The sequence below is a fragment of the Sphingobacterium sp. HSC-15S19 genome (genome assembly GCF_050433745.1).
Lineage (GTDB): Bacteria > Bacteroidota > Bacteroidia > Sphingobacteriales > Sphingobacteriaceae > Sphingobacterium > Sphingobacterium siyangense.
The window spans coordinates 248381-267025 of record NZ_JBNPWQ010000002.1 but is presented as its reverse complement, the minus strand read 5'-3'; the positions used below and the strand labels follow the sequence as shown (position 1 = coordinate 267025).

Here is an 18645-nt window from a genome sequence, read left to right as displayed (position 1 = left end):
ACGAGCAATCAATAGGCCCGTCACACTCAGTATATATTCTAACTACTACAGCGCAATCAAATTTACATGAGCCAATGTGTGGCTATTGGATAATTTGATCGACAGCTTTAAGGTTCTATGCAACCGTTACTGCTTTGATATGTGCTTTCAATGCCGATAAAAACTGATCAGCATGATCTTTCGTAATATTCAAAGCAGGCAACAAGCGAATCACAAAAGGCTTAGCCTCCCCTGTAAAGATACGGTTCTTTACCAAGAGATCTTTCTTCACATGGGCCAAAGATTCAGGTAGTTCTATACCGATCATTAATCCTCGGCCTCTCACTTCGACAATTTCCTCGATTTGCTTAAGCTCATCAATAAGATATTGTCCGACTTGAGCCGCATTCTCCATCAGTTTATCTTGTTGGATAATCTCCAATACAGCCAGTGCGGCAGCACATGCGAGATGATTGCCACCAAATGTCGTCCCCAAACTCCCGTAAGTCGCTTTAAATTTGGGCGATATACTGATTGCACCAATTGGAAAACCATTGCCCATACCTTTTGCCATCGTGTAAATATCGGCTTCAACGCCTGAATAGTCCTGCGCATAGAATAAGCCTGTTCTTCCATACCCACATTGCACTTCGTCCGCAATAAACACAGCATTATATTGATCACAAAGAGAGCGAATCAACTGAAGAAACGATACTGACGCTTCTCTGATTCCACCTACGCCCTGGATACTTTCTACGATAACAGATGAAATTTCATTACCATATGATGCGAAAGCCTCAGTCAAAGCCGCTTCATCATTGAAAGGAAGAAATACAATATTATCGGTCTCGTTGACGGGAGCCACGATACTCGGGTTATCTGTTGCCGCTACGGCCAATGAGGTTCTTCCATGAAACGCTTTTGAAAACGCTATGACTTTTTTTCGCTTATTGTAAAAAGATGCCAGCTTCAATGCGTTTTCATTTGCTTCCGCGCCAGAATTGCAAAGAAATAAATCATAATCAACCTTTCCCGAAACTTCCCCTAACAATCGGGCAAGTTCACGCTGAATTGGAATCTCGACAGAGTTGGAATAGAACCCAATACGGTTCAATTGTTCTGTGATGCGTTGTACATAATGTGGGTGCGTGTGTCCGATCGATATCACAGCATGGCCACCATACAAGTCCAAGTAAGCATTTCCTTCGGCATCCCACACCGTTGATCCATTAGCCTTTACTATGTTAATGGGATTAATGGGATAAACATCAAATGGTTTCATCTTAATGAATTATAGATTGATAAACGAAATAGCTAGTAATAGAAAAAGCTATCAGATTTTAGCAATACAAATATATTAGTTATAACGGTAGGAATGGTCATAAAATAAAAAAAGTCCCCTTAAAAAGAGGACTTTTTTATGCTAGATCAGAAGAAGACTATTCTCCGTCTACTTTTTCTTCACCTTCTACTTCAGCTTTAACTTCTGCAGGAGCTTCAGTTTCAGCAGTAGTAGCTTTTTTAGCACCACCACGACGACGAGTAGCTTTTTTCTCAGCAGCAGCAGCTTTTTTACCGTAGATTTCGTTGTAATCAACTAGTTCGATGAAAGCCATTTCCGCGTTATCACCTAAACGGTTTTCCATTTTAATGATACGAGTGTAACCACCTGGACGGTTAGCTACTTTTTCAGAAATTTCGCGGAATAAGATAGAAACAGCGTCTTTATCTTTCAAATAAGCGAATACTGTACGACGAGAGTGTGTTGTGTCGTTTTTAGATTTAGTAATCAAAGGCTCAACATACGTACGTAAAGCTTTAGCTTTAGCCAAAGTAGTTGTAATACGTTTGTGTAGGATTAATGATGTTGCCATGTTAGCCAACATTGCTTTTCTATGGCTATCCGTACGGCCTAAGTGATTTACTTTTTTTCCGTGTCTCATTTTGATTTTATTATACTAATCGTACCGTTTTTGTATATGTCATTTATGTGAACATCACATATCCAGACAGCCAAAAGGAATTACGACTAGTGGTCGCTTAATAAATTATTATTCTTCGTCTAATTTGTATTTTGCCAAGTTCATTCCGAATGATAAACCTTTCGATTTAACCAATTCTTGGATTTCACTTAACGATTTTTTACCGAAGTTTCTGAATTTCAACATATCAGCTACGTCATAAGTTACTAACTCAGCCAATGTGCGAATATCCGCAGCTTTCAAACAGTTCAATGCGCGAACTGAAAGATCAAGATCTACTAATTCTGTTTTCAAGATCTTACGCATATGTAAGATTTCTTCATCAACAACTTTAGTTTCTTCTTTCGTTTGAGACTCAAGAAGCATATTCTCATCAGAGAATAAAATAAAGTGTTGAATTAAGATCTTAGCAGCTTCTTTCAAAGCTTCTTCGGGGTGAATTGAGCCATCAGTAGAGATATCCAACAACAATTTCTCGTAGTCAGTCTTTTGCTCTACACGGTAATTCTCAATGGTATATTTAACATTCTTGATCGGAGTAAAGATCGAATCGATTGCGATAACACCTACTGGAGCATCAACAACTTTATTCTCATCAGCATTTACGTATCCACGACCTTTGGCAATACTCAATTCCAATTCAATTGTCACTGAATTATCCATGTTACAGATTACCATGTCTGGGTTTAAGACCGTAAAGTTATTAGAGAATTTTGTGATATCACCAGCTAAGAATTGCTCTTGACCATTGATTACTACAAATACCTTTTCGTTGTCACCAATCTCACCTGTTTTTTTGAAACGAATTTGTTTCAAGTTCAAGATAATTTCAGTTACGTCTTCAACAACACCTTTGATCGTTGAAAATTCGTGCGAAACGCCAGAAAACCTTATCGACGTAATTGCATATCCTTCTAAAGAGGACAATAGAATACGGCGCAAAGCATTACCAATGGTTACACCAAAACCAGGCTCCAATGGACGAAATTCAAACGTACCATCAAAATCCGTAGATTTTTGCATGATAACTTTATCCGGTCTTTGAAATGCTAAAATTGCCATTTATTTTCTTTTAATGTTTTATTTGTAATAATAATTGTAATACAATAGAAGATGCATACCCCAAAAATTGGACTATGCATTCTTCTATTTTATTTATTATTTAGAGTATAACTCAACGATTAAGTTCTCTTTGATGTTTTCAGGAATGTCAGCTCTTTCTGGATAGCTTAAGAAAGTACCTGTCAATTCTTTCGCATTCCACTCTAACCAAGAAAATTTGTTTACAGTACGACCTGCAACTGAATTTGTGATGGCTTCAAGTGTTTGAGAACGTTCACGAACTGCTACAACGTCACCTGGACGCAAGCTATATGATGGAATGTTAACAACTTCGCCGTTAACAGTAACGTGTTTATGGGATACCAACTGACGAGCAGCGGCACGAGAAGTAGCGATACCTAAACGGTAAACTACGTTATCCAAGCGAGCTTCTAACAATTTCAAGAAGATCTCACCTGTAATACCTTGTTTAGAGGCAGCTTTAACAAATAAGTTTGAGAACTGACGCTCCAATACACCGTAAGTGTATTTTGCTTTTTGTTTTTCTAACAACTGAATAGCATATTCAGATTGTTTACCTCTGCGTTTAGAAGCTCCATGTTGTCCAGGAGGGTAATTTTTCTTTTCTAACGCTTTATCTGGGCCGAAGATCGGCTCTCTAAATTTACGGGCAATTTTGGACTTAGGTCCTGTATATCTAGCCATTTTCTTTTACAATTAAAGTATCTATCAGCCTATAGCCGATGAATCTTATCTTTAAATTAATTAAACTCTTCTGCGTTTTGGAGGACGACAACCGTTGTGAGGAAGTGGAGTGATATCTTTGATAGTAGTCACATCGATTCCTACTGTTTGCAATGTTCTGATTGCCGATTCACGACCAGCACCAGGTCCTTTAACAAACACTTCAACTTTACGTAAACCCAAGTCGTGAGCAACTTTTCCACAGTCTTGTGCAGCTTGACCAGCAGCGTATGGAGTGTTCTTTTTAGAACCACGGAAACCCATTTTACCAGCACTAGACCAAGAAATAGTTTGACCTTGATTATTTGTCAAAGTTACAATGATATTGTTAAACGTTGCGTTAATGTGAGCCTGACCTACAGGTTCGATAACAACGATACGCTTTTTTGCAGCTTTTTTAGTTTTAGCCATTTCTTATTTATTATTTAGTAGCTTTTTTCTTGTTTGCAACTGTCTTACGTTTACCTTTACGAGTACGTGAGTTGTTTTTAGTACGTTGACCACGAACTGGTAAGTGTTTACGGTGACGCAATCCACGGTAACAACCGATATCCATTAAACGTTTGATGTTTAATTGAATTTCAGAACGCAATGCACCTTCCACTTTCAATTCGTCGTTAATGATGGTACGAATTGCTGCCAATTGCTCATCATTCCACTCTTGTACCTTCACATCTTCGCTGATACCAGCTTTTTCCAAGATATATTCAGCTCTTGTACGACCGATACCAAAAATATAGGTAAGGCCGATCACACCTCTTTTGTTTTTAGGTAAATCAATACCTGCTATCCTTGCCATATAATATTAAGCTATTATTTTTTTAATGAATTAACCCTGACGTTGTTTAAACTTTGGGTTCTTTTTGTTGATTACAAAAACTTTACCTTTACGACGGATGATCTTACAGTCCGCGCTACGTTTTTTTATTGATGCTCTTACTTTCATGATATTTATTTTTTCAAAAGCTTGCGCTAATACAAGGGCTTACAGCTATTTATAGCGATAAGTAATCCTTCCTTTAGTCAAATCATACGGAGACATTTCCAATTTAACTTTATCACCAGGTAAAATTTTGATATAGTGCATGCGCATTTTACCAGAAATATGGGCAATGATTTCATGTCCATTTTCCAACTCTACCCTAAACATAGCATTAGAAAGTGCCTCTCTAATTATACCGTCTTGTTCTATTGAGGCTTGTTTAGCCATATATTCTCGATTAAATTTAATTTAAAAGCCTGCGAACAGGAGTGCAAAGATAAATAAAAATAATTGAAAACCAACTACTTTTTGTTCAAAACTTTCTCTACATGTTCGAATGTCAGCAACACATCTGGTTCTCCTTTTCGGATTGCAACCATCTGTTCGAAGTGCGCCGATAATTTCCCATCCACTGTACTTACTGTCCAACCATCATCCCAAAAACGAACACCCGCACGCCCCGCATTGATCATCGGTTCGATACAAATAACCAAACCTTCTTCCAATTTAGGACCAGCACCTCGTTTTCCATAATTAGGAACCTCAGGTTTTTCATGTAAGTGATAACCAACTCCGTGTCCAACCAGCTCGCGAACAATTCCGAATCCGAATTTGCTCACATACTCCTGAACAGCTGAAGAAATATCCCCAACACGTTTACCAGCCACCGCCTGTTCAACACCTTTGTACAATGATTCCTTTGTTACATCCAATAACAACTGTGCTTCCTCAGATATTTCACCTACACCAAAGGTGTATGCGGAATCACTGATAAAGCCGTTCAGATTGACACCACCATCGACCGAAACAAGATCTCCATCTTTAATTTCATAATCACTTGGAAAGCCGTGTACAATTTGATCGTTGACAGATATACACAAAGAATATGGAAATCCCTGATAATTTAAGAACGCAGGCGTCCCGCCGTTATCATGAATATACTCATAAGCTAATTTATCAAGAGATATAGTCTTTACCCCAGGTTTAATCACTTTTGCGATTTCACCAAGCAATTGCGAAAGCACATCTGCTGACTTCCGCAATTGCTCTATATCTTCTGCTGACTTATAAAATACTTTAGACATCTAAAGAAATTAAATTGCCGAATCATCCATTCCCTCAACAGACGCGGCCGAACGACCTTTAATACGACCTGTTTTCATTAATCCATCGTAATGACGCATCAATAAATGAGATTCGATCTGTTGCAAAGTATCCAACACCACACCTACTAAAATCAATAATGACGTACCACCGTAGAAGTGCGCAAATTGATTATTAATACCAAACAAACTTGCAATAGCAGGTAGAATAGCAATGATCGCTAAGAAAATTGCACCTGGAAATGTAATATTCGATATTACGCGGTCTATAAAATTACTAGTTTCCAATCCCGGTTTAATACCCGGTACAAAACCTCCGTTCTTCTTCATGTCGTCCGACATCTGTTGTGGGTTCACCATAATCGCTGTATAGAAAAACGTAAATGCGATAATTAACACCGCAAATGTCACGTTATATGCTACAGACGTATAGTTACTCAACGAAGTCAAAAATTCCGACTGAAGATTTGGGAAGAACTGTCCTAAACTCATTGGCACAAACATGATTGCCTGCGCAAAAATGATAGGCATTACACCTGCAGCATTTACCTTTAACGGTATATACTGACGTACTCCACCGACTTGCTTGTTTCCAACGATTTTCTTCGCGTATTGTACAGGGATCTTACGAACACCTTGTACGATCAAGATCGTAAAGATCACAACAAAGAACAAAGCTACAAATTCAAGCAACAATGGAATTGGACCACCACCACCTTTCGCCATTCTAGAAACCCATTCCGCAGTGATACCACTTGGCAATTGAGCGATAATACCAGTCATGATGATCAAAGAAATACCATTACCGATACCTTTATCAGTAATTTTTTCCCCTAACCACATCACAAATAAAGTACCGCCTGTCAAAACTATAGCAGTTAGAATAGTGAATAATGGGTCAGCTATTGTCTTAGCACTTGGCTCGATTTGAGTACGTACATAAGCAAAAGCCTGAAGCAAAGTAATCCCTAAAGTTAAATAGCGAGTAATTTGATTCATTTTTTGACGACCACTTTCCCCTTCCTTCTGCATCTTTTGGAAGTAAGGAACCGCGATGCCCAGCAATTGAACAACAATGGATGCCGAGATATATGGCATTACCCCTAAAGCAAAGATAGCCGAACGAGAGAAAGATCCCCCCGCAAACATATCCAGTAAGCCCAATAAACCCTCTTTTTGACCAGAGGCCAAAGCATGAGGATTTACACCTGGTAATACCACGTGACATCCAATACGGTAAATCAAAAGAAAAAGTAAGGTATTTAGAATACGCGTACGTAAATCATCGATTTTCCAAATATTGGTTAAGGTTGTGATTAGTTTCTTCATTTATTAAATTTTAACGATAGAACCGCCTGCAGCTTCAATAGCTTTTTGAGCAGAAGCAGTAAACGCGTGCGCTGTTACTTCAACTTTAGCTTTCAATTCACCGCGACCCAAGATTTTAACTTTGTCATTTTTAGACACTAAACCATGAGCTTTCAATGCGTCGAAATCTACAGCTGTTAAATTGTGTTTCTCGATCAACGCTTGTAAAGTATCTAGGTTTACACCATTGTACTCAACACGGTTGATGTTTTTGAAACCAAATTTAGGCACACGACGTTGCAAAGGCATTTGACCACCTTCGAAACCGATTTTCGTAGAGTGACCTGAACGAGAACCAGCACCTTTGTGACCACGCGTTGAAGTACCACCACGACCAGAACCAGTACCACGGCCAATACGTTTGCTACTTTTTACTGCACCTTTTGCAGGTTTTAAATTACTTAAGTTCATTTTTAAACTAAATTGTGCTAGCCCTTCGCTCTCACTAAACAGGTACTAGCGATTAAAAAATAATGATTATTAATAACAAGTAATGGAAGAAGCCCAAAGACCTCTTCCATATGCTAATATTAAATAGTTTCGATAGCTACTAAATGGTTTACTTTACGTACCATTCCAATAATTGATGGAGTAGCTTCAACTTCTACTGAGTGGTTGATTCTTTTCAAACCCAATGCCTCAATAGTTTTCTTTTGGCGCTCGCTTCTGTCGATAACGCTCTTTATCTGGGTGATTTTGATTTTTGCCATGATAATTAACCGTTAAATACTTTATTCAAATCGACACCGCGGTGTTGTGCTACTGTATACGCATCACGCATTTCTGCTAAAGCAGTTACAGTTGCTTTTACCACGTTGTGTGGGTTAGAAGAACCTAATGATTTAGCCAATACATCTTTGATACCAGCAGACTCCAATACTGCACGCATTGCACCACCTGCTAAAACTCCCGTACCACCTACAGCTGGTTTAATCAAAACTGAACCACCAGAATATTTACCATATTGCGCGTGAGGAACAGTACCTTTGATAATAGGAACTTTTACCAAATTTTTCTTTGCGTCATCGATACCTTTCGTGATTGCTTCAGTTACCTCTTTAGCTTTACCTAAACCGTAACCTACGATACCGTTTTCATCACCTACTACAACAATTGCAGAGAAGCTGAAAGTACGACCACCTTTAGTAACTTTAGCTACACGTTGGATACTTACTAAGCGATCTTTTAATTCAATTTCGCTTGATTTTACTCTTTTTATATTGCTTAATGCCATTTCTTTCTATGATTAAAAGTCTAAACCGCCTTCGCGAGCACCTTCAGCCAAAGATTTGATACGGCCATGGTATAAGTACCCATTACGGTCAAAAACTACTTTATTAATACCTGCTGCTACTGCTTTTTCAGCCACCAATTTACCTACAGCTTTAGATTGATCAACCTTGTTACCAGATGCAACAAACTCTTTTGACAAGCTAGATGCAGCAACTAATGTTTTACCTGCATTGTCATCAATGATTTGCGCATAGATACCTTTGTTACTTCTAAAAACCGATAAACGTGGACGTTCAGACGTTCCAGCAAGGTTTTTTCTGATTCCTTTTTTGATTCTCTCTCTACGAGATGCTTTTTGTCCTGCCATGATTATTATTTTTTAGCTGATTTACCTGCTTTTCTTCTCAATACTTCACCTGCAAACTTAACACCTTTTCCTTTGTAAGGTTCTGGTTTACGGAAGCCACGGATTTTAGCCGCTACCTGACCGATCAATTGTTTGTCAGCACACTCTAAAGTGATTGTAGGGTTTTTACCTTTGTCAGCAGTAGTTGATACTTTAACCTCGTTTGGCAATACAAAAACAATCTGGTGAGAGAAACCTAAAGTTAACTCTAATACATTACCAGTACTTGAAGCACGGTAACCTACACCGACTAACTCTTGCGTAGTTTTGTAACCTTCAGTCACACCGTGAACCATGTTAGCCAACAGGGAGCGGTATAGACCGTGTAATGCTTTGTGTTTCTTTTGATCAGTTGGACGTGTTACAACGATATTACCCTCTTCTTGAGCAATCGTGATGTCACGGTCAACTTGTTGTGTTAATTCGCCTTTAGGACCTTTTACTGAAACTAAGTTTTTGTCCGAAATAGTAACAGTTACCCCAGCAGGGATAGCGATAGGCGCTTTTCCAATTCTTGACATTTCTTTGTGCTTTTACCTAGATTAATAAACGTAACATAAAACTTCACCACCAACATTTTGAAGTCTAGCTTCTTTATCTGTCATTACACCTTTCGATGTTGACAAGATAGCAATACCTAAACCGTTCAAAACACGAGGCATAGTATCAACGCTTGCATACTTTCTTAAACCAGGTTTACTCACACGTGTCAACGTACGAATAGCCGGAATTTTGCTAATTGGATTATATTTCAATGCGATTTTGATCGTACCCTGTACGCCATTCTCATCGAATTTGTAATTAGCAATGTAACCTTTATCAAAAAGAACTTTAGTGATCTCTTTTTTTAGGTTCGATGCAGGAATTTCAACAACCCTGTGGTTGGCCTTGATGGCATTCCTTACTCGTGTAAGGTAATCCGCAATTGGATCTGTAGTCATTATATATGAAAATTTGTGACAGCGGTTTCCCTCCCAACCATTGGTATGGGACCTTCTATCTGTTAAACAATTTTAAAATGCAAAAACCCCGGCAATCCTCAGTTGAATTGCCCGGGCAAAATTAAGTATTTTTTTTTAATTACCAAGAAGCTTTTTTCACCCCTGGGATTTTGCCATCTAAAGCCATCTCACGGAAAGTTACACGAGAGATACCGAATTGACGCATATATCCTTTAGGACGGCCAGTCAATTTACAACGATTGTGTAAACGTACTGGAGAAGCATTTTTAGGTAATTTATCTAATGCAACGTAATCGCCAGCAGCTTTTAATTCTGCACGTTTTGCCGCATATTTAGCTACCAATTTAGCGCGTTTTACTTCGCGTGCTTTTAATCCTTCTTTAGCCATTGTTATTAGTATTTTGATTTTTAAATGGTAAACCGAATTGTTTCAACAATTCTAAAGCCTCAACATCATTTTGAGCGGAAGTCACGAAAGTGATATCCATACCTTGGATCTTGTTGATTTTATCAATGTTGATCTCAGGGAAAATGATTTGCTCAGTGATACCTAAGTTATAGTTACCACGTCCGTCGAAACCTTTATCGTTGATACCGCGGAAGTCACGAATACGTGGAAGCGATACTGCTACCAAACGATCCAAGAATTCAAACATATTGTTGTCACGTAAAGTAACACGTGCCCCTACAGGCATACCTTTACGTAATTTAAAGTTTGAAATATCTTTTTTCGATTTTGTAGCAACGGCTTGTTGACCTGTGATTAAAGTCAACTCAGCGATAGCGTTATCGATTAATTTTTTGTCAGCTGTTGCAGCTCCTACGCCTTGTGAAACAACGATTTTCTCAAGTTTAGGAACCTGCATAATACTTTTATACTGAAATTTTTCTTGAAGTGCTTTACGGATTTCTTCCGCATATTTCACTTTTAATCTTGGTACGTAAGTCATTATTTAATTTCCTCCCCTGATTTTTTAGCGTAACGAACTAATTTACCATCTGCATTTAACTTACGACCTACACGTGTAGTTGCACCTGTTTTAGGATCGATAACAGCTAAATTAGAGATGTGAATACCAGCTTCTTTCTCAATGATACCACCATTAGGATTAGCTGCACTTGGTTTAGTGTGTTTTTTTACGATGTTAGCGCCCTCAACGATAGCTCTATTTTTATCCACTAAAACAGTTAATACTTTTCCTTGAACACCTTTAGAGTTACCAGCGATAACTTTCACTAAATCACCTTTTTTAATTTTGATTTTGTGCGTAGTTGTTTTTGTTTTCTGTGCCATAATTATAAAACCTCCGGTGCTAATGATACAATTTTCATGAACTGTTTCTCACGCAACTCTCTGGCAACAGGGCCAAAGATACGTGTACCACGTGGTTCATCATTATTATTTAATAATACAGCGGCGTTGTCATCGAAACGGATATATGAACCATCTTTACGACGGATTTCCTTTTTCGTTCTAACCACTACTGCTTTAGAAACGGAACCTTTTTTCACGTTTCCTGAAGGCATAGCGCTTTTCACCGATACAACAATCTTATCTCCGATTGATGCATAACGCTTGCGCGTACCGCCCAATACACGGATTACTAAAACTTGTTTAGCACCGCTATTGTCAGCTACATTAAGTCTTGATTCTTGTTGTACCATGTTATTTAGCTCTTTCTATAATTTCTACTAATCTCCAGTTTTTTGTTTTACTCAGCGGACGAGTTTCCATGATTAATACCGTATCGCCGATACCGCAGGTATTAGTTTCGTCATGAGCTTTAAATTTAGTAGTTTTTTTAACGAACTTACCATAGATCGGGTGTTTCACTTTACGTTCCACTGATACCACGATAGATTTGTCCATCTTGTTGCTAACTACTAAGCCGATTCTTGTTTTTCTTAAATTTCTTTCCATTTCGACTTTAAATTTTACGCCTCAGAGGCTGTTTCATTTTTAGCTGCAGCTTTGCGTGCACTGATCTCTGTACTGATACGAGCGATAGTTTTGCGTGCTGCTTTGATCACGTTAGGGTTCTCAATAGCTGAAACAGCATGTGCAAATTTCAATTTTGTAAGGGCTGTTTTCTCTTCTACAAGACGAGCTTTTAAGTCCTCATTAGATAATTCTAAAATTTCTGAATTTTTCATGTTTTTTCAGTTGTTATTTGGGTTATCATCGCTTTATATATAGCGTTAGGGGTAACGGCCCTAACGCTTAAATGATGACATTACCAAGATTTTTATGCTTCAACGTAGTCTCTACGAATCACAAACTTAGTTTGAACCGGAAGTTTTTGCGCTGCAAGGCGTAAAGCTTCTTTGGCAATTTCCAAAGGCACACCTTCTGCTTCAAATAACATACGGCCTGGGCGTACTACTGCTACCCAGTATTCTGGAGCACCCTTACCTTTACCCATACGTACCTCTGCAGGTTTTTTCGTAACAGGTTTGTCAGGGAAAATACGAATCCAAACTTGACCTTCACGTTTCATATAACGTGTAACCGCAATACGAGCTGCCTCGATTTGACGACTAGTGATCCATGCTTGCTCCATTGTTTTGATACCGAAAGAACCGAAAGCTAACTCCGCTCCACGAGAAGCGTTACCTTTCATGCGGCCTTTCTGCATCTTTCTGAACTTCGTTCTTTTTGGCTGTAACATGTTCGTATACTTTTTAAATCTGCTTTTTCAGCAGGTTTTTGTTGTAATCTAAATAACTATTAATCTTTTTTCGGACCACGGTTGTTTCCACCACGGTTTCCACCACGGTTGTTTCCACCGCGACCACCTTTGTTGTTACGGTTGTCACGACGCTCGCCACCACCTTCGTGGTTGCCACGTGATTTTACACCAGATGCTTGACCAATGTTTGGAGATAAGTCACGTTTACCGTAAACCTCACCTTTACAGATCCAAACTTTGATACCGATTTTACCGTATGTAGTCAATGCTTCAGCTAAAGCGTAGTCGATATCAGCACGCAATGTGTGTAAAGGAGTTCTTCCTTCTTTGTATTGTTCAGTACGCGCCATTTCAGCACCACCTAAACGACCAGAACACATGATTTTGATACCTTCTGCACCCATACGCATGGTAGAAGCGATTGAAGTTTTCATTGCACGACGGAATGAAATACGTGCCTCTAATTGTTTAGCGACACCTTCAGCTACTAACTTAGCATCTAACTCAGGGCGTTTGATCTCGAAAATGTTGATTTGAACATCCTTTTTAGTCAGTTTTTTCAACTCTTCTTTGATCTTGTCAACTTCTTGACCACCTTTACCGATAACGATACCTGGACGAGCAGTGTGAATTGTAACAGTGATACGTTTTAAAGTTCTTTCGATAACAACTTTAGCTACACCACCTTTTGCAATACGAACAGAAAGATATTTTCTGATTTTTTCGTCTTCAACTAATTTATCGGAATAGTTTTTACCTCCGAACCAGTTAGAATCCCAACCTTTGATGATTCCTAATCTGCTACCTATTGGATTTGCTTTTTGTCCCATTTCTCAATAAATTAGTTTTGTTCAACGTTTAATTTGCTATCAACTACCAACGTAACGTGATTTGAACGTTTACGAACTCTGTATCCGCGACCTTGAGGAGCTGGACGCAATCTTTTCAATTGACGACCGCCACCTACTGATACTTCTTTTACAATTAGTTCGCTTTCTTCCACTGATTTACCTTCGTTTTTGGCTTCCCAGTTTTTGATTGCAGATAATAATAATTTTTCTACACGAGCAGCAGCTTCTTTACTTGAGTGTTTCAAAATGTATAATGCATTTTCAACACGTTGACCGCGAATTAAGTCTACCACTAAACGCATCTTACGAGGCGAAGTAGGGCAGTTCAATAATTTGGCATCCGAAGCTCCTCCTTTTTGAGCTTTCTCTTGCTCTTTGCGTTGTCTAATTAAGACAGACTTTTTAAGTTTTTTTGTTGCTTCCATTACCTATTATTTTTTCTTTTCTGCGTGGCCTCTGAATGTACGCGTAGGCGCGAATTCACCAAGCTTGTGACCTACCATATTCTCTGTTACATAAACAGGGATAAATTTATTCCCGTTGTGCACTGCGAAGGTATGGCCAACAAAATCAGGTGAAATCATTGATCTACGAGACCATGTTTTGATAACTGACTTTTTGTTAGTTTCATTCATAGAAAGAACTTTTCTTTCTAAGTTGTGATCGATATAAGGACCTTTTTTAATTGAACGAGCCATTATTTTTTCCTTCTCTCAATGATGTAACGATTCGATGTTTTCTTCTTGTAACGTGTTTTGAAGCCTTTAGCTAATACACCTGTACGTGAGCGTGGGTGACCTCCTGAAGTACGGCCTTCACCACCACCCATAGGGTGATCTACTGGGTTCATCGCAACACCACGAACTCTTGGACGACGACCTAACCAACGTTTGCGACCTGCTTTACCTAACACTTGGTTAGATCTTTCATGGTTCGATACTGAACCAATTGTAGCAACACAAGTCAATAAGATCATACGTGTTTCGCTCGAAGGCAATTTGATGATGGCATATTTACCATCACGAGCAGACAATTGAGCATAAGTACCAGCCGAACGAGCAATTGAACCACCTTGACCAGGATTTAATTCAATGTTGTGGATGATAGAACCCAATGGAATGTTTGCTAATGGTAATGTATTACCAACTTCTGGGGCAACTTTATCACCTGCGATTACAGTTTGACCAACTACTAAACCAGCTGGAGCAAGGATGTAACGTTTTTCACCATCAGCGTAATGCAACAAGGCAATACGAGCAGTACGGTTTGGATCGTACTCGATAGTAGCTACTTTTGCAGGGATATCTTTTTTATCGCGTTTGAAATCAATTAATCGGTATACTTTTTTATGTCCCCCACCGAGATAACGCATAGTCATTTTACCGGAGTTATTACGACCGCCTGATTTCTTGTTGATTTTTACTACTAACGATTTTTCAGGAACGTTTGTAGTAACATCAGAGTAGTCAGCGCCTACTCTAAAACGAGTACCAGGGGTTACCGGTTTGAATCTTTTAACTGCCATTTTTTATTATATAGTACTGTAAAAGTCAATAGTTTCGCCGTCTTTAATAGTAATGACAGCCTTTTTATACTTAGGAGCTCTACCAGATACGAAACCTGCTTTTGTGTAACGGCTTTTTGCTTTACCAGCTACTACTGCAGTGTTTACAGCAAGAACTGTAACACCAAACATAGCCTCAACAGCTGCTTTAATCTGGATTTTGTTTGCTCTGTGATCTACTTTGAAAGCGTAACGGTTTAATTTCTCCGTTAACATAGAAGCTTTCTCAGTCAAGATAGGTTTTTTAATAATTTCCATATTACTTAGCTAATGCTTCCTCCAAAGATTTAACAGAATCTGTAGTCAACAATAATTTTGTTGCGTTCAATACATCATATGTATTTAAATCAGATGCAACAATAACTTTTGCTTTTTTCAAGTTTCTGCTTGATTTATAAACAATTTCATCGTAAGCTGGCAATACCAACAATGTTTTCTCATCAGCTACATTCAACGCATTGATTAAAGCAACATAGTTTTTAGTTTTGATAGCATCGAATTTTACTTCATCCAATACCACAATGTTATTATCTTTTGCTTTGTAAGACAATGCTGATTTACGTGCTACTTGTTTCAATTTTTTGTTCAATTTGAACGAGTAGTCACGAGGTTGAGGACCGAATACACGACCACCACCATTAAACAATGGAGATTTGATAGAACCCGCACGAGCACCACCAGTACCTTTTTGTTTGTGTAATTTACGAGTAGAACCCGCGATTTCGTTACGTTGTTTAGATTTGTGAGTTCCTTGGCGTTGGTTCGCTAAGTATTGTTTCACATCCAAATAGATCGCATGATCGTTAGGCTCTAACCCAAATACCGACTCAGGAAGTTGCACCTTGGCACCTGTTTCTTTACCTGATAAATTTAAAACTTTAACTTCCATCTCTACTATTTGTCTACGATTACATAAGAACCTTTAGCTCCTGGAATGGAACCACTAACAACGATAAGGTTTTGCTCAGCGTAAACTTTCAACACCTGTAAGTTTTGAACTTTAACTCTGTCACCACCTGTACGACCAGCCATGCGCATACCTTTGAATACGCGTGAAGGCCATGATGAAGCACCTAATGAACCTGGAGCACGTAATCTGTTGTGCTGACCGTGAGTCGCACCACCTACACCACCAAATCCATGACGTTTCATTACACCTTGGAAACCTTTACCTTTTGAAGTACCGACTACATCTACGTACTCACCTTCTTCAAAAAGAGTAACGTCAACTACGTCACCAAGTTGTTTTGCATCTGGGAAAGTTTTAAACTCTACCAACTTACGCTTAGGCGTTGTGTTTGCTTTCGCAAAGTGCCCTTTCAAAGGAGCTGTCGTGTTTTTCTCCTTAGCTTCGTCGAAACCAAGTTGAATTGCCGAGTAGCCATCCTTTTCTTCCGTACGTATCTGCGTAACCACGCACGGCCCGGCCTGAATCACTGTACAAGGAATATTTTTCCCATCAGCGTTAAACAGGCTCGTCATTCCTACTTTTTTTCCAATAATACCTGACATGTTGTAAATTAATTAATTAAAAGTCCTTCGAAGCAGTAGGGCTTCGCTCAAGACATACTATTCCCATTAAGGGACTGCAAAGTTACAAACATTTTTATAACTGTCAAATAATTAGTGAATTATTTTTTTTATTTTCTAGATCTTTTCTTTATCCGCGTCAAATTTCCGAATAATACCTATCCAGCTCTCCGCTCCGATTAAATCACCTCCAGAAAAATAAAATTACTTGCATTTATTTCTGCTGCCATACAGTTGTCACAGATCACCCTAATTTTGAACTATCGTACAACGCAGAAGGCGATGTATTGCTTACTATAAAAACTTTAAAATACGAGAATCATGAAAACAGAAATCATTTCCAAAAGCGAGCTACTTCAGCATTGGTTAGGCCACAGAAACCTGACAAGACAGACTATTGAAAAATTTCCAGAAGAAGGATTGTTCAATTACAAAGTAGAAGGCATGCGCACTTTTGCAGATATGATTAAGGAGCTATTAGGTATTGCTGCGCCAGGTCTCCAAGAAATTGTCACCAACAAGAGCGGCGAACTCAATGAGAATCTCAGTTATTCGACCAAAGCACAATTGCTTCAGGCCTGGGATGAAGCTACTCCTCAGATCAGTGAATTGTTCAATCAAATTCCAGAAGAACGCTTTGCCGAAGAATTCAACCTATTCGGCCAGTACAAATCGCCAGTCATTCACAGCATCCTTTATTTTATCGATAATGAAATCCACCACCGTGGCCAAGGATTTGTTTATCTAAGATTACTTGGTATAGAACCTCCATTTTTTTGGGAAAGAGGGTAGTTAGTCACCTCCTCAAAAACTCATACTCGCACCGATTATCCATTGCGCCGATCTTGAGTCCGTGTTATTCCCACTATTTGAGCATCCTTCGATTTCTATTCGCCCCTCTTTCTGGTCTGATTCGTGCCCTATCGCACATAAATGCGGGGTGAGAAAGAAGTACAACCGTGGTGACTCCGAGTTTAACTCGGAGTCACCACGGACTCATGTCAGACTCACCACGGATACAAGCTGACTCTGACACGAAGCAGGCTCGAACAGATACCGAAGGCATATCGAATCTCTGCATCCGCAGTTGCTCAAAAAACTACTGTAAATTAGGTTATGGATAGTATCTTTTAGATTTGTTCCAAAGCCGATGAAAGCAGACGCTTTACGACCTCTTTTAACGATTCGGGTTCAATAATTGTTCCTTTATCAGCAAACATCAGATACCAGCGCGCAAAGCCGTTCTCCATATTAATGCATTCGAAATGCATCTCTACATAATTATCGGTGACAGTTTCCTTTTGGAAACCAAAATAGTGACGATCCCATTCCATATAGCGGGCCATATCCTTATCTACTTGCACAACGACTTTTGTCGTGGGAACGTCATGACGTTTATTCAGAAAGAAAGATAACTCGGGATGCTCTTTTCCAAAATCTTCGGCAAGTATTCTAATATTGTTTATTCTGTCCAAACGGAATTGCCTGTAATCTTGTCGTAATCTACAAAAAGCGAGGACATACCAAAACTTGCTCTCCACAAAAATACCCACAGCTTCGATTTCACGCCTTTCTGGAGTTTTATCCGAAGGTTTGGAATAATAGATTTCCACACATTTTTTAGCAGCGATGCTTTCGATCAGTATATTGGTGCCATGGGTTAGCTTCTCATTGAATTGATGACGCCCACCGCGCACCAGAAAGTTATCCCCAACTAAGGCTACCTGTTCTTTTTCGTTACCCCGTAATATGGCTTTCATTTTTAGCAATGCTGTTGTAAAATGATGCGCAAGATTCCGATCTGTATACTTTTCCACCAGTTTCTCCGCTGCCACAAAACTCAATGCCTCCTCTCGGGTAAATTGCAGAGGTGGCATTTTATATCCCTCCACCAAAGAATAACCGCTTCCCGCTTCACCGTAAATCGGAATCCCTGCTTGCATCAGGGATCTGATATCACGATAAATCGTACGCGGACTTACTTCATAGCGTTCTGCCAAAGCAGCAGCAGTGACCACAGGTTTAGCCTGTAGATGCATATAAATAGCAAGTATGCGGTCGAATCTCTTTTGAATATCGGTCATTGGGATAAAAGTACAACAAAAAATACACCGATTTAAGCTTTAAAGTGCAAAGTTAGCTCTCAAACATAATGATAATTCGCTATTCGAAAACTACAATTACAACTA

General features: G+C 39.0%; 32 protein-coding genes. 1 reads left to right on the top strand and 31 read right to left on the bottom strand.

What is annotated here, in order from left to right; genetic code table 11:
* Positions 1 to 115: 115 nt before the first annotated feature.
* From L1283_RS03055 to rplC, 30 genes are all read right to left on the bottom strand, one after another.
* Positions 116 to 1261 carry an aspartate aminotransferase family protein gene (locus L1283_RS03055; protein WP_088160093.1) on the bottom strand — a complete coding sequence of 382 codons (1146 nt, stop codon included), beginning with the start codon at positions 1259 to 1261 and terminating at the stop codon, positions 116 to 118.
* 157 nt (positions 1262 to 1418) lie between these two features.
* On the bottom strand, positions 1419 to 1922 hold the full coding sequence (gene rplQ, locus L1283_RS03050; protein ID WP_088160092.1) for a 50S ribosomal protein L17: 504 nt from the start codon (positions 1920 to 1922) through the stop codon (positions 1419 to 1421).
* Between the two features lie 108 nt (positions 1923 to 2030).
* Entirely contained in the window at positions 2031 to 3023 is a 993-nt protein-coding gene (locus L1283_RS03045) for a DNA-directed RNA polymerase subunit alpha (protein WP_046674887.1), read from the bottom strand.
* A 96-nt stretch (positions 3024 to 3119) separates the two neighbouring features.
* The gene (rpsD, locus tag L1283_RS03040; protein ID WP_046674886.1) at positions 3120 to 3728 is read right to left on the bottom strand and encodes a 30S ribosomal protein S4; all 609 of its coding nucleotides are present in this window, start codon (positions 3726 to 3728) and stop codon (positions 3120 to 3122) included.
* Positions 3729 to 3788: 60 nt separating this feature from the next.
* Positions 3789 to 4178 (bottom strand): 30S ribosomal protein S11, encoded by a 390-nt coding sequence (gene rpsK / locus L1283_RS03035; protein WP_046674885.1) that lies wholly within the window; start codon positions 4176 to 4178, stop codon positions 3789 to 3791.
* Positions 4179 to 4188: 10 nt separating this feature from the next.
* Positions 4189 to 4566: a 30S ribosomal protein S13 gene (gene rpsM / locus L1283_RS03030; RefSeq protein ID WP_046674884.1), complete on the bottom strand. Its 378-nt coding sequence runs from the start codon at positions 4564 to 4566 to the stop codon at positions 4189 to 4191.
* A gap of 30 nt (positions 4567 to 4596) precedes the next feature.
* Positions 4597 to 4713: a type B 50S ribosomal protein L36 gene (gene ykgO / locus L1283_RS03025; RefSeq protein WP_013665024.1), complete on the bottom strand. Its 117-nt coding sequence runs from the start codon at positions 4711 to 4713 to the stop codon at positions 4597 to 4599.
* 45 nt (positions 4714 to 4758) lie between these two features.
* Positions 4759 to 4977: a translation initiation factor IF-1 gene (gene infA, locus L1283_RS03020; RefSeq protein ID WP_002997456.1), complete on the bottom strand. Its 219-nt coding sequence runs from the start codon at positions 4975 to 4977 to the stop codon at positions 4759 to 4761.
* Between the two features lie 74 nt (positions 4978 to 5051).
* The gene (gene map / locus L1283_RS03015; protein WP_046674883.1) at positions 5052 to 5834 is read right to left on the bottom strand and encodes a type I methionyl aminopeptidase; all 783 of its coding nucleotides are present in this window, start codon (positions 5832 to 5834) and stop codon (positions 5052 to 5054) included.
* Between the two features lie 9 nt (positions 5835 to 5843).
* Positions 5844 to 7181, bottom strand: coding sequence for a preprotein translocase subunit SecY (gene secY / locus L1283_RS03010; RefSeq protein WP_429625739.1), 1338 nt, complete (start codon positions 7179 to 7181; stop codon positions 5844 to 5846).
* Positions 7182 to 7184: 3 nt separating this feature from the next.
* Positions 7185 to 7631: a 50S ribosomal protein L15 gene (gene rplO, locus L1283_RS03005; RefSeq protein ID WP_070570400.1), complete on the bottom strand. Its 447-nt coding sequence runs from the start codon at positions 7629 to 7631 to the stop codon at positions 7185 to 7187.
* A gap of 119 nt (positions 7632 to 7750) precedes the next feature.
* Positions 7751 to 7930, bottom strand: coding sequence for a 50S ribosomal protein L30 (rpmD, locus tag L1283_RS03000; RefSeq protein ID WP_046674880.1), 180 nt, complete (start codon positions 7928 to 7930; stop codon positions 7751 to 7753).
* A gap of 5 nt (positions 7931 to 7935) precedes the next feature.
* Positions 7936 to 8454 carry a 30S ribosomal protein S5 gene (gene rpsE / locus L1283_RS02995; RefSeq protein WP_075990876.1) on the bottom strand — a complete coding sequence of 173 codons (519 nt, stop codon included), beginning with the start codon at positions 8452 to 8454 and terminating at the stop codon, positions 7936 to 7938.
* A 12-nt stretch (positions 8455 to 8466) separates the two neighbouring features.
* Positions 8467 to 8820: a 50S ribosomal protein L18 gene (gene rplR, locus L1283_RS02990; RefSeq protein ID WP_088160091.1), complete on the bottom strand. Its 354-nt coding sequence runs from the start codon at positions 8818 to 8820 to the stop codon at positions 8467 to 8469.
* A 5-nt stretch (positions 8821 to 8825) separates the two neighbouring features.
* Entirely contained in the window at positions 8826 to 9380 is a 555-nt protein-coding gene (rplF, locus tag L1283_RS02985; RefSeq protein WP_088160090.1) for a 50S ribosomal protein L6, read from the bottom strand.
* 21 nt (positions 9381 to 9401) lie between these two features.
* Positions 9402 to 9800: a 30S ribosomal protein S8 gene (gene rpsH, locus L1283_RS02980; protein ID WP_046674876.1), complete on the bottom strand. Its 399-nt coding sequence runs from the start codon at positions 9798 to 9800 to the stop codon at positions 9402 to 9404.
* A 139-nt stretch (positions 9801 to 9939) separates the two neighbouring features.
* Complete coding sequence (rpsN, locus tag L1283_RS02975; protein ID WP_028071569.1) at positions 9940 to 10209, bottom strand: 30S ribosomal protein S14; 270 nt, start codon at positions 10207 to 10209, stop codon at positions 9940 to 9942.
* The gene (gene rplE, locus L1283_RS02970) at positions 10202 to 10771 is read right to left on the bottom strand and encodes a 50S ribosomal protein L5 (protein WP_046674875.1); all 570 of its coding nucleotides are present in this window, start codon (positions 10769 to 10771) and stop codon (positions 10202 to 10204) included. The genes rpsN and rplE overlap by 8 nt, the downstream gene beginning before the upstream one ends.
* Positions 10771 to 11115, bottom strand: a complete 345-nt coding sequence (gene rplX / locus L1283_RS02965) for a 50S ribosomal protein L24 (protein ID WP_070570406.1) — start codon at positions 11113 to 11115, stop codon at positions 10771 to 10773. Before rplX ends, rplE begins: the two co-directional genes overlap by 1 nt.
* Positions 11116 to 11117: 2 nt before the next feature.
* Entirely contained in the window at positions 11118 to 11486 is a 369-nt protein-coding gene (gene rplN, locus L1283_RS02960; protein ID WP_046674873.1) for a 50S ribosomal protein L14, read from the bottom strand.
* A 1-nt stretch (position 11487) separates the two neighbouring features.
* Positions 11488 to 11742 (bottom strand): 30S ribosomal protein S17, encoded by a 255-nt coding sequence (rpsQ, locus tag L1283_RS02955; RefSeq protein ID WP_046674872.1) that lies wholly within the window; start codon positions 11740 to 11742, stop codon positions 11488 to 11490.
* A gap of 14 nt (positions 11743 to 11756) precedes the next feature.
* Complete coding sequence (rpmC, locus tag L1283_RS02950) at positions 11757 to 11975, bottom strand: 50S ribosomal protein L29 (protein ID WP_046674871.1); 219 nt, start codon at positions 11973 to 11975, stop codon at positions 11757 to 11759.
* Between the two features lie 92 nt (positions 11976 to 12067).
* Positions 12068 to 12490: a 50S ribosomal protein L16 gene (gene rplP / locus L1283_RS02945; RefSeq protein WP_046674870.1), complete on the bottom strand. Its 423-nt coding sequence runs from the start codon at positions 12488 to 12490 to the stop codon at positions 12068 to 12070.
* 59 nt (positions 12491 to 12549) lie between these two features.
* On the bottom strand, positions 12550 to 13341 hold the full coding sequence (rpsC, locus tag L1283_RS02940; RefSeq protein WP_075990875.1) for a 30S ribosomal protein S3: 792 nt from the start codon (positions 13339 to 13341) through the stop codon (positions 12550 to 12552).
* Between the two features lie 11 nt (positions 13342 to 13352).
* A complete protein-coding gene (gene rplV, locus L1283_RS02935; protein ID WP_070570408.1) occupies positions 13353 to 13787 on the bottom strand; it encodes a 50S ribosomal protein L22 in 435 nt (144 codons plus the stop codon).
* 6 nt (positions 13788 to 13793) lie between these two features.
* On the bottom strand, positions 13794 to 14060 hold the full coding sequence (gene rpsS, locus L1283_RS02930) for a 30S ribosomal protein S19 (RefSeq protein ID WP_002997495.1): 267 nt from the start codon (positions 14058 to 14060) through the stop codon (positions 13794 to 13796).
* The gene (gene rplB / locus L1283_RS02925) at positions 14060 to 14887 is read right to left on the bottom strand and encodes a 50S ribosomal protein L2 (protein WP_046674867.1); all 828 of its coding nucleotides are present in this window, start codon (positions 14885 to 14887) and stop codon (positions 14060 to 14062) included. Before rplB ends, rpsS begins: the two co-directional genes overlap by 1 nt.
* Positions 14888 to 14893: 6 nt before the next feature.
* A complete protein-coding gene (gene rplW / locus L1283_RS02920; RefSeq protein ID WP_075990874.1) occupies positions 14894 to 15184 on the bottom strand; it encodes a 50S ribosomal protein L23 in 291 nt (96 codons plus the stop codon).
* A gap of 1 nt (position 15185) precedes the next feature.
* Entirely contained in the window at positions 15186 to 15815 is a 630-nt protein-coding gene (rplD, locus tag L1283_RS02915; RefSeq protein WP_075990873.1) for a 50S ribosomal protein L4, read from the bottom strand.
* A gap of 5 nt (positions 15816 to 15820) precedes the next feature.
* A complete protein-coding gene (gene rplC, locus L1283_RS02910) occupies positions 15821 to 16438 on the bottom strand; it encodes a 50S ribosomal protein L3 (RefSeq protein ID WP_046674864.1) in 618 nt (205 codons plus the stop codon).
* Between the two features lie 339 nt (positions 16439 to 16777).
* On the opposite strand from rplC, the gene L1283_RS02905 reads away from it, so the two are divergent.
* Positions 16778 to 17248, top strand: coding sequence for a DinB family protein (locus L1283_RS02905; protein WP_088160089.1), 471 nt, complete (start codon positions 16778 to 16780; stop codon positions 17246 to 17248).
* Positions 17249 to 17586: 338 nt separating this feature from the next.
* Here L1283_RS02905 and L1283_RS02900 read toward each other — a convergent pair whose 3' ends face one another.
* Positions 17587 to 18540 carry a helix-turn-helix transcriptional regulator gene (locus L1283_RS02900; protein ID WP_075990871.1) on the bottom strand — a complete coding sequence of 318 codons (954 nt, stop codon included), beginning with the start codon at positions 18538 to 18540 and terminating at the stop codon, positions 17587 to 17589.
* Positions 18541 to 18645: the final 105 nt, after the last annotated feature.

Bases quoted from the DNA above. Each gene is read 5' to 3' on its own strand.
- L1283_RS03055 (WP_088160093.1), bottom strand. From the start codon at position 1,261: ATGAAACCATTTGATGTTTATCCCATTAATCCCATTAACATAGTAAAG.
- rplQ (WP_088160092.1), bottom strand. From the start codon at position 1,922: ATGAGACACGGAAAAAAAGTAAATCACTTAGGCCGTACGGATAGCCAT.
- L1283_RS03045 (WP_046674887.1), bottom strand. From the start codon at position 3,023: ATGGCAATTTTAGCATTTCAAAGACCGGATAAAGTTATCATGCAAAAA.
- rpsD (WP_046674886.1), bottom strand. From the start codon at position 3,728: ATGGCTAGATATACAGGACCTAAGTCCAAAATTGCCCGTAAATTTAGA.
- rpsK (WP_046674885.1), bottom strand. From the start codon at position 4,178: ATGGCTAAAACTAAAAAAGCTGCAAAAAAGCGTATCGTTGTTATCGAA.
- rpsM (WP_046674884.1), bottom strand. From the start codon at position 4,566: ATGGCAAGGATAGCAGGTATTGATTTACCTAAAAACAAAAGAGGTGTG.
- ykgO (WP_013665024.1), bottom strand. From the start codon at position 4,713: ATGAAAGTAAGAGCATCAATAAAAAAACGTAGCGCGGACTGTAAGATC.
- infA (WP_002997456.1), bottom strand. From the start codon at position 4,977: ATGGCTAAACAAGCCTCAATAGAACAAGACGGTATAATTAGAGAGGCA.
- map (WP_046674883.1), bottom strand. From the start codon at position 5,834: ATGTCTAAAGTATTTTATAAGTCAGCAGAAGATATAGAGCAATTGCGG.
- secY (WP_429625739.1), bottom strand. From the start codon at position 7,181: ATGAAGAAACTAATCACAACCTTAACCAATATTTGGAAAATCGATGAT.
- rplO (WP_070570400.1), bottom strand. From the start codon at position 7,631: ATGAACTTAAGTAATTTAAAACCTGCAAAAGGTGCAGTAAAAAGTAGC.
- rpmD (WP_046674880.1), bottom strand. From the start codon at position 7,930: ATGGCAAAAATCAAAATCACCCAGATAAAGAGCGTTATCGACAGAAGC.
- rpsE (WP_075990876.1), bottom strand. From the start codon at position 8,454: ATGGCATTAAGCAATATAAAAAGAGTAAAATCAAGCGAAATTGAATTA.
- rplR (WP_088160091.1), bottom strand. From the start codon at position 8,820: ATGGCAGGACAAAAAGCATCTCGTAGAGAGAGAATCAAAAAAGGAATC.
- rplF (WP_088160090.1), bottom strand. From the start codon at position 9,380: ATGTCAAGAATTGGAAAAGCGCCTATCGCTATCCCTGCTGGGGTAACT.
- rpsH (WP_046674876.1), bottom strand. From the start codon at position 9,800: ATGACTACAGATCCAATTGCGGATTACCTTACACGAGTAAGGAATGCC.
- rpsN (WP_028071569.1), bottom strand. From the start codon at position 10,209: ATGGCTAAAGAAGGATTAAAAGCACGCGAAGTAAAACGCGCTAAATTG.
- rplE (WP_046674875.1), bottom strand. From the start codon at position 10,771: ATGACTTACGTACCAAGATTAAAAGTGAAATATGCGGAAGAAATCCGT.
- rplX (WP_070570406.1), bottom strand. From the start codon at position 11,115: ATGGCACAGAAAACAAAAACAACTACGCACAAAATCAAAATTAAAAAA.
- rplN (WP_046674873.1), bottom strand. From the start codon at position 11,486: ATGGTACAACAAGAATCAAGACTTAATGTAGCTGACAATAGCGGTGCT.
- rpsQ (WP_046674872.1), bottom strand. From the start codon at position 11,742: ATGGAAAGAAATTTAAGAAAAACAAGAATCGGCTTAGTAGTTAGCAAC.
- rpmC (WP_046674871.1), bottom strand. From the start codon at position 11,975: ATGAAAAATTCAGAAATTTTAGAATTATCTAATGAGGACTTAAAAGCT.
- rplP (WP_046674870.1), bottom strand. From the start codon at position 12,490: ATGTTACAGCCAAAAAGAACGAAGTTCAGAAAGATGCAGAAAGGCCGC.
- rpsC (WP_075990875.1), bottom strand. From the start codon at position 13,341: ATGGGACAAAAAGCAAATCCAATAGGTAGCAGATTAGGAATCATCAAA.
- rplV (WP_070570408.1), bottom strand. From the start codon at position 13,787: ATGGAAGCAACAAAAAAACTTAAAAAGTCTGTCTTAATTAGACAACGC.
- rpsS (WP_002997495.1), bottom strand. From the start codon at position 14,060: ATGGCTCGTTCAATTAAAAAAGGTCCTTATATCGATCACAACTTAGAA.
- rplB (WP_046674867.1), bottom strand. From the start codon at position 14,887: ATGGCAGTTAAAAGATTCAAACCGGTAACCCCTGGTACTCGTTTTAGA.
- rplW (WP_075990874.1), bottom strand. From the start codon at position 15,184: ATGGAAATTATTAAAAAACCTATCTTGACTGAGAAAGCTTCTATGTTA.
- rplD (WP_075990873.1), bottom strand. From the start codon at position 15,815: ATGGAAGTTAAAGTTTTAAATTTATCAGGTAAAGAAACAGGTGCCAAG.
- rplC (WP_046674864.1), bottom strand. From the start codon at position 16,438: ATGTCAGGTATTATTGGAAAAAAAGTAGGAATGACGAGCCTGTTTAAC.
- L1283_RS02905 (WP_088160089.1), top strand. From the start codon at position 16,778: ATGAAAACAGAAATCATTTCCAAAAGCGAGCTACTTCAGCATTGGTTA.
- L1283_RS02900 (WP_075990871.1), bottom strand. From the start codon at position 18,540: ATGACCGATATTCAAAAGAGATTCGACCGCATACTTGCTATTTATATG.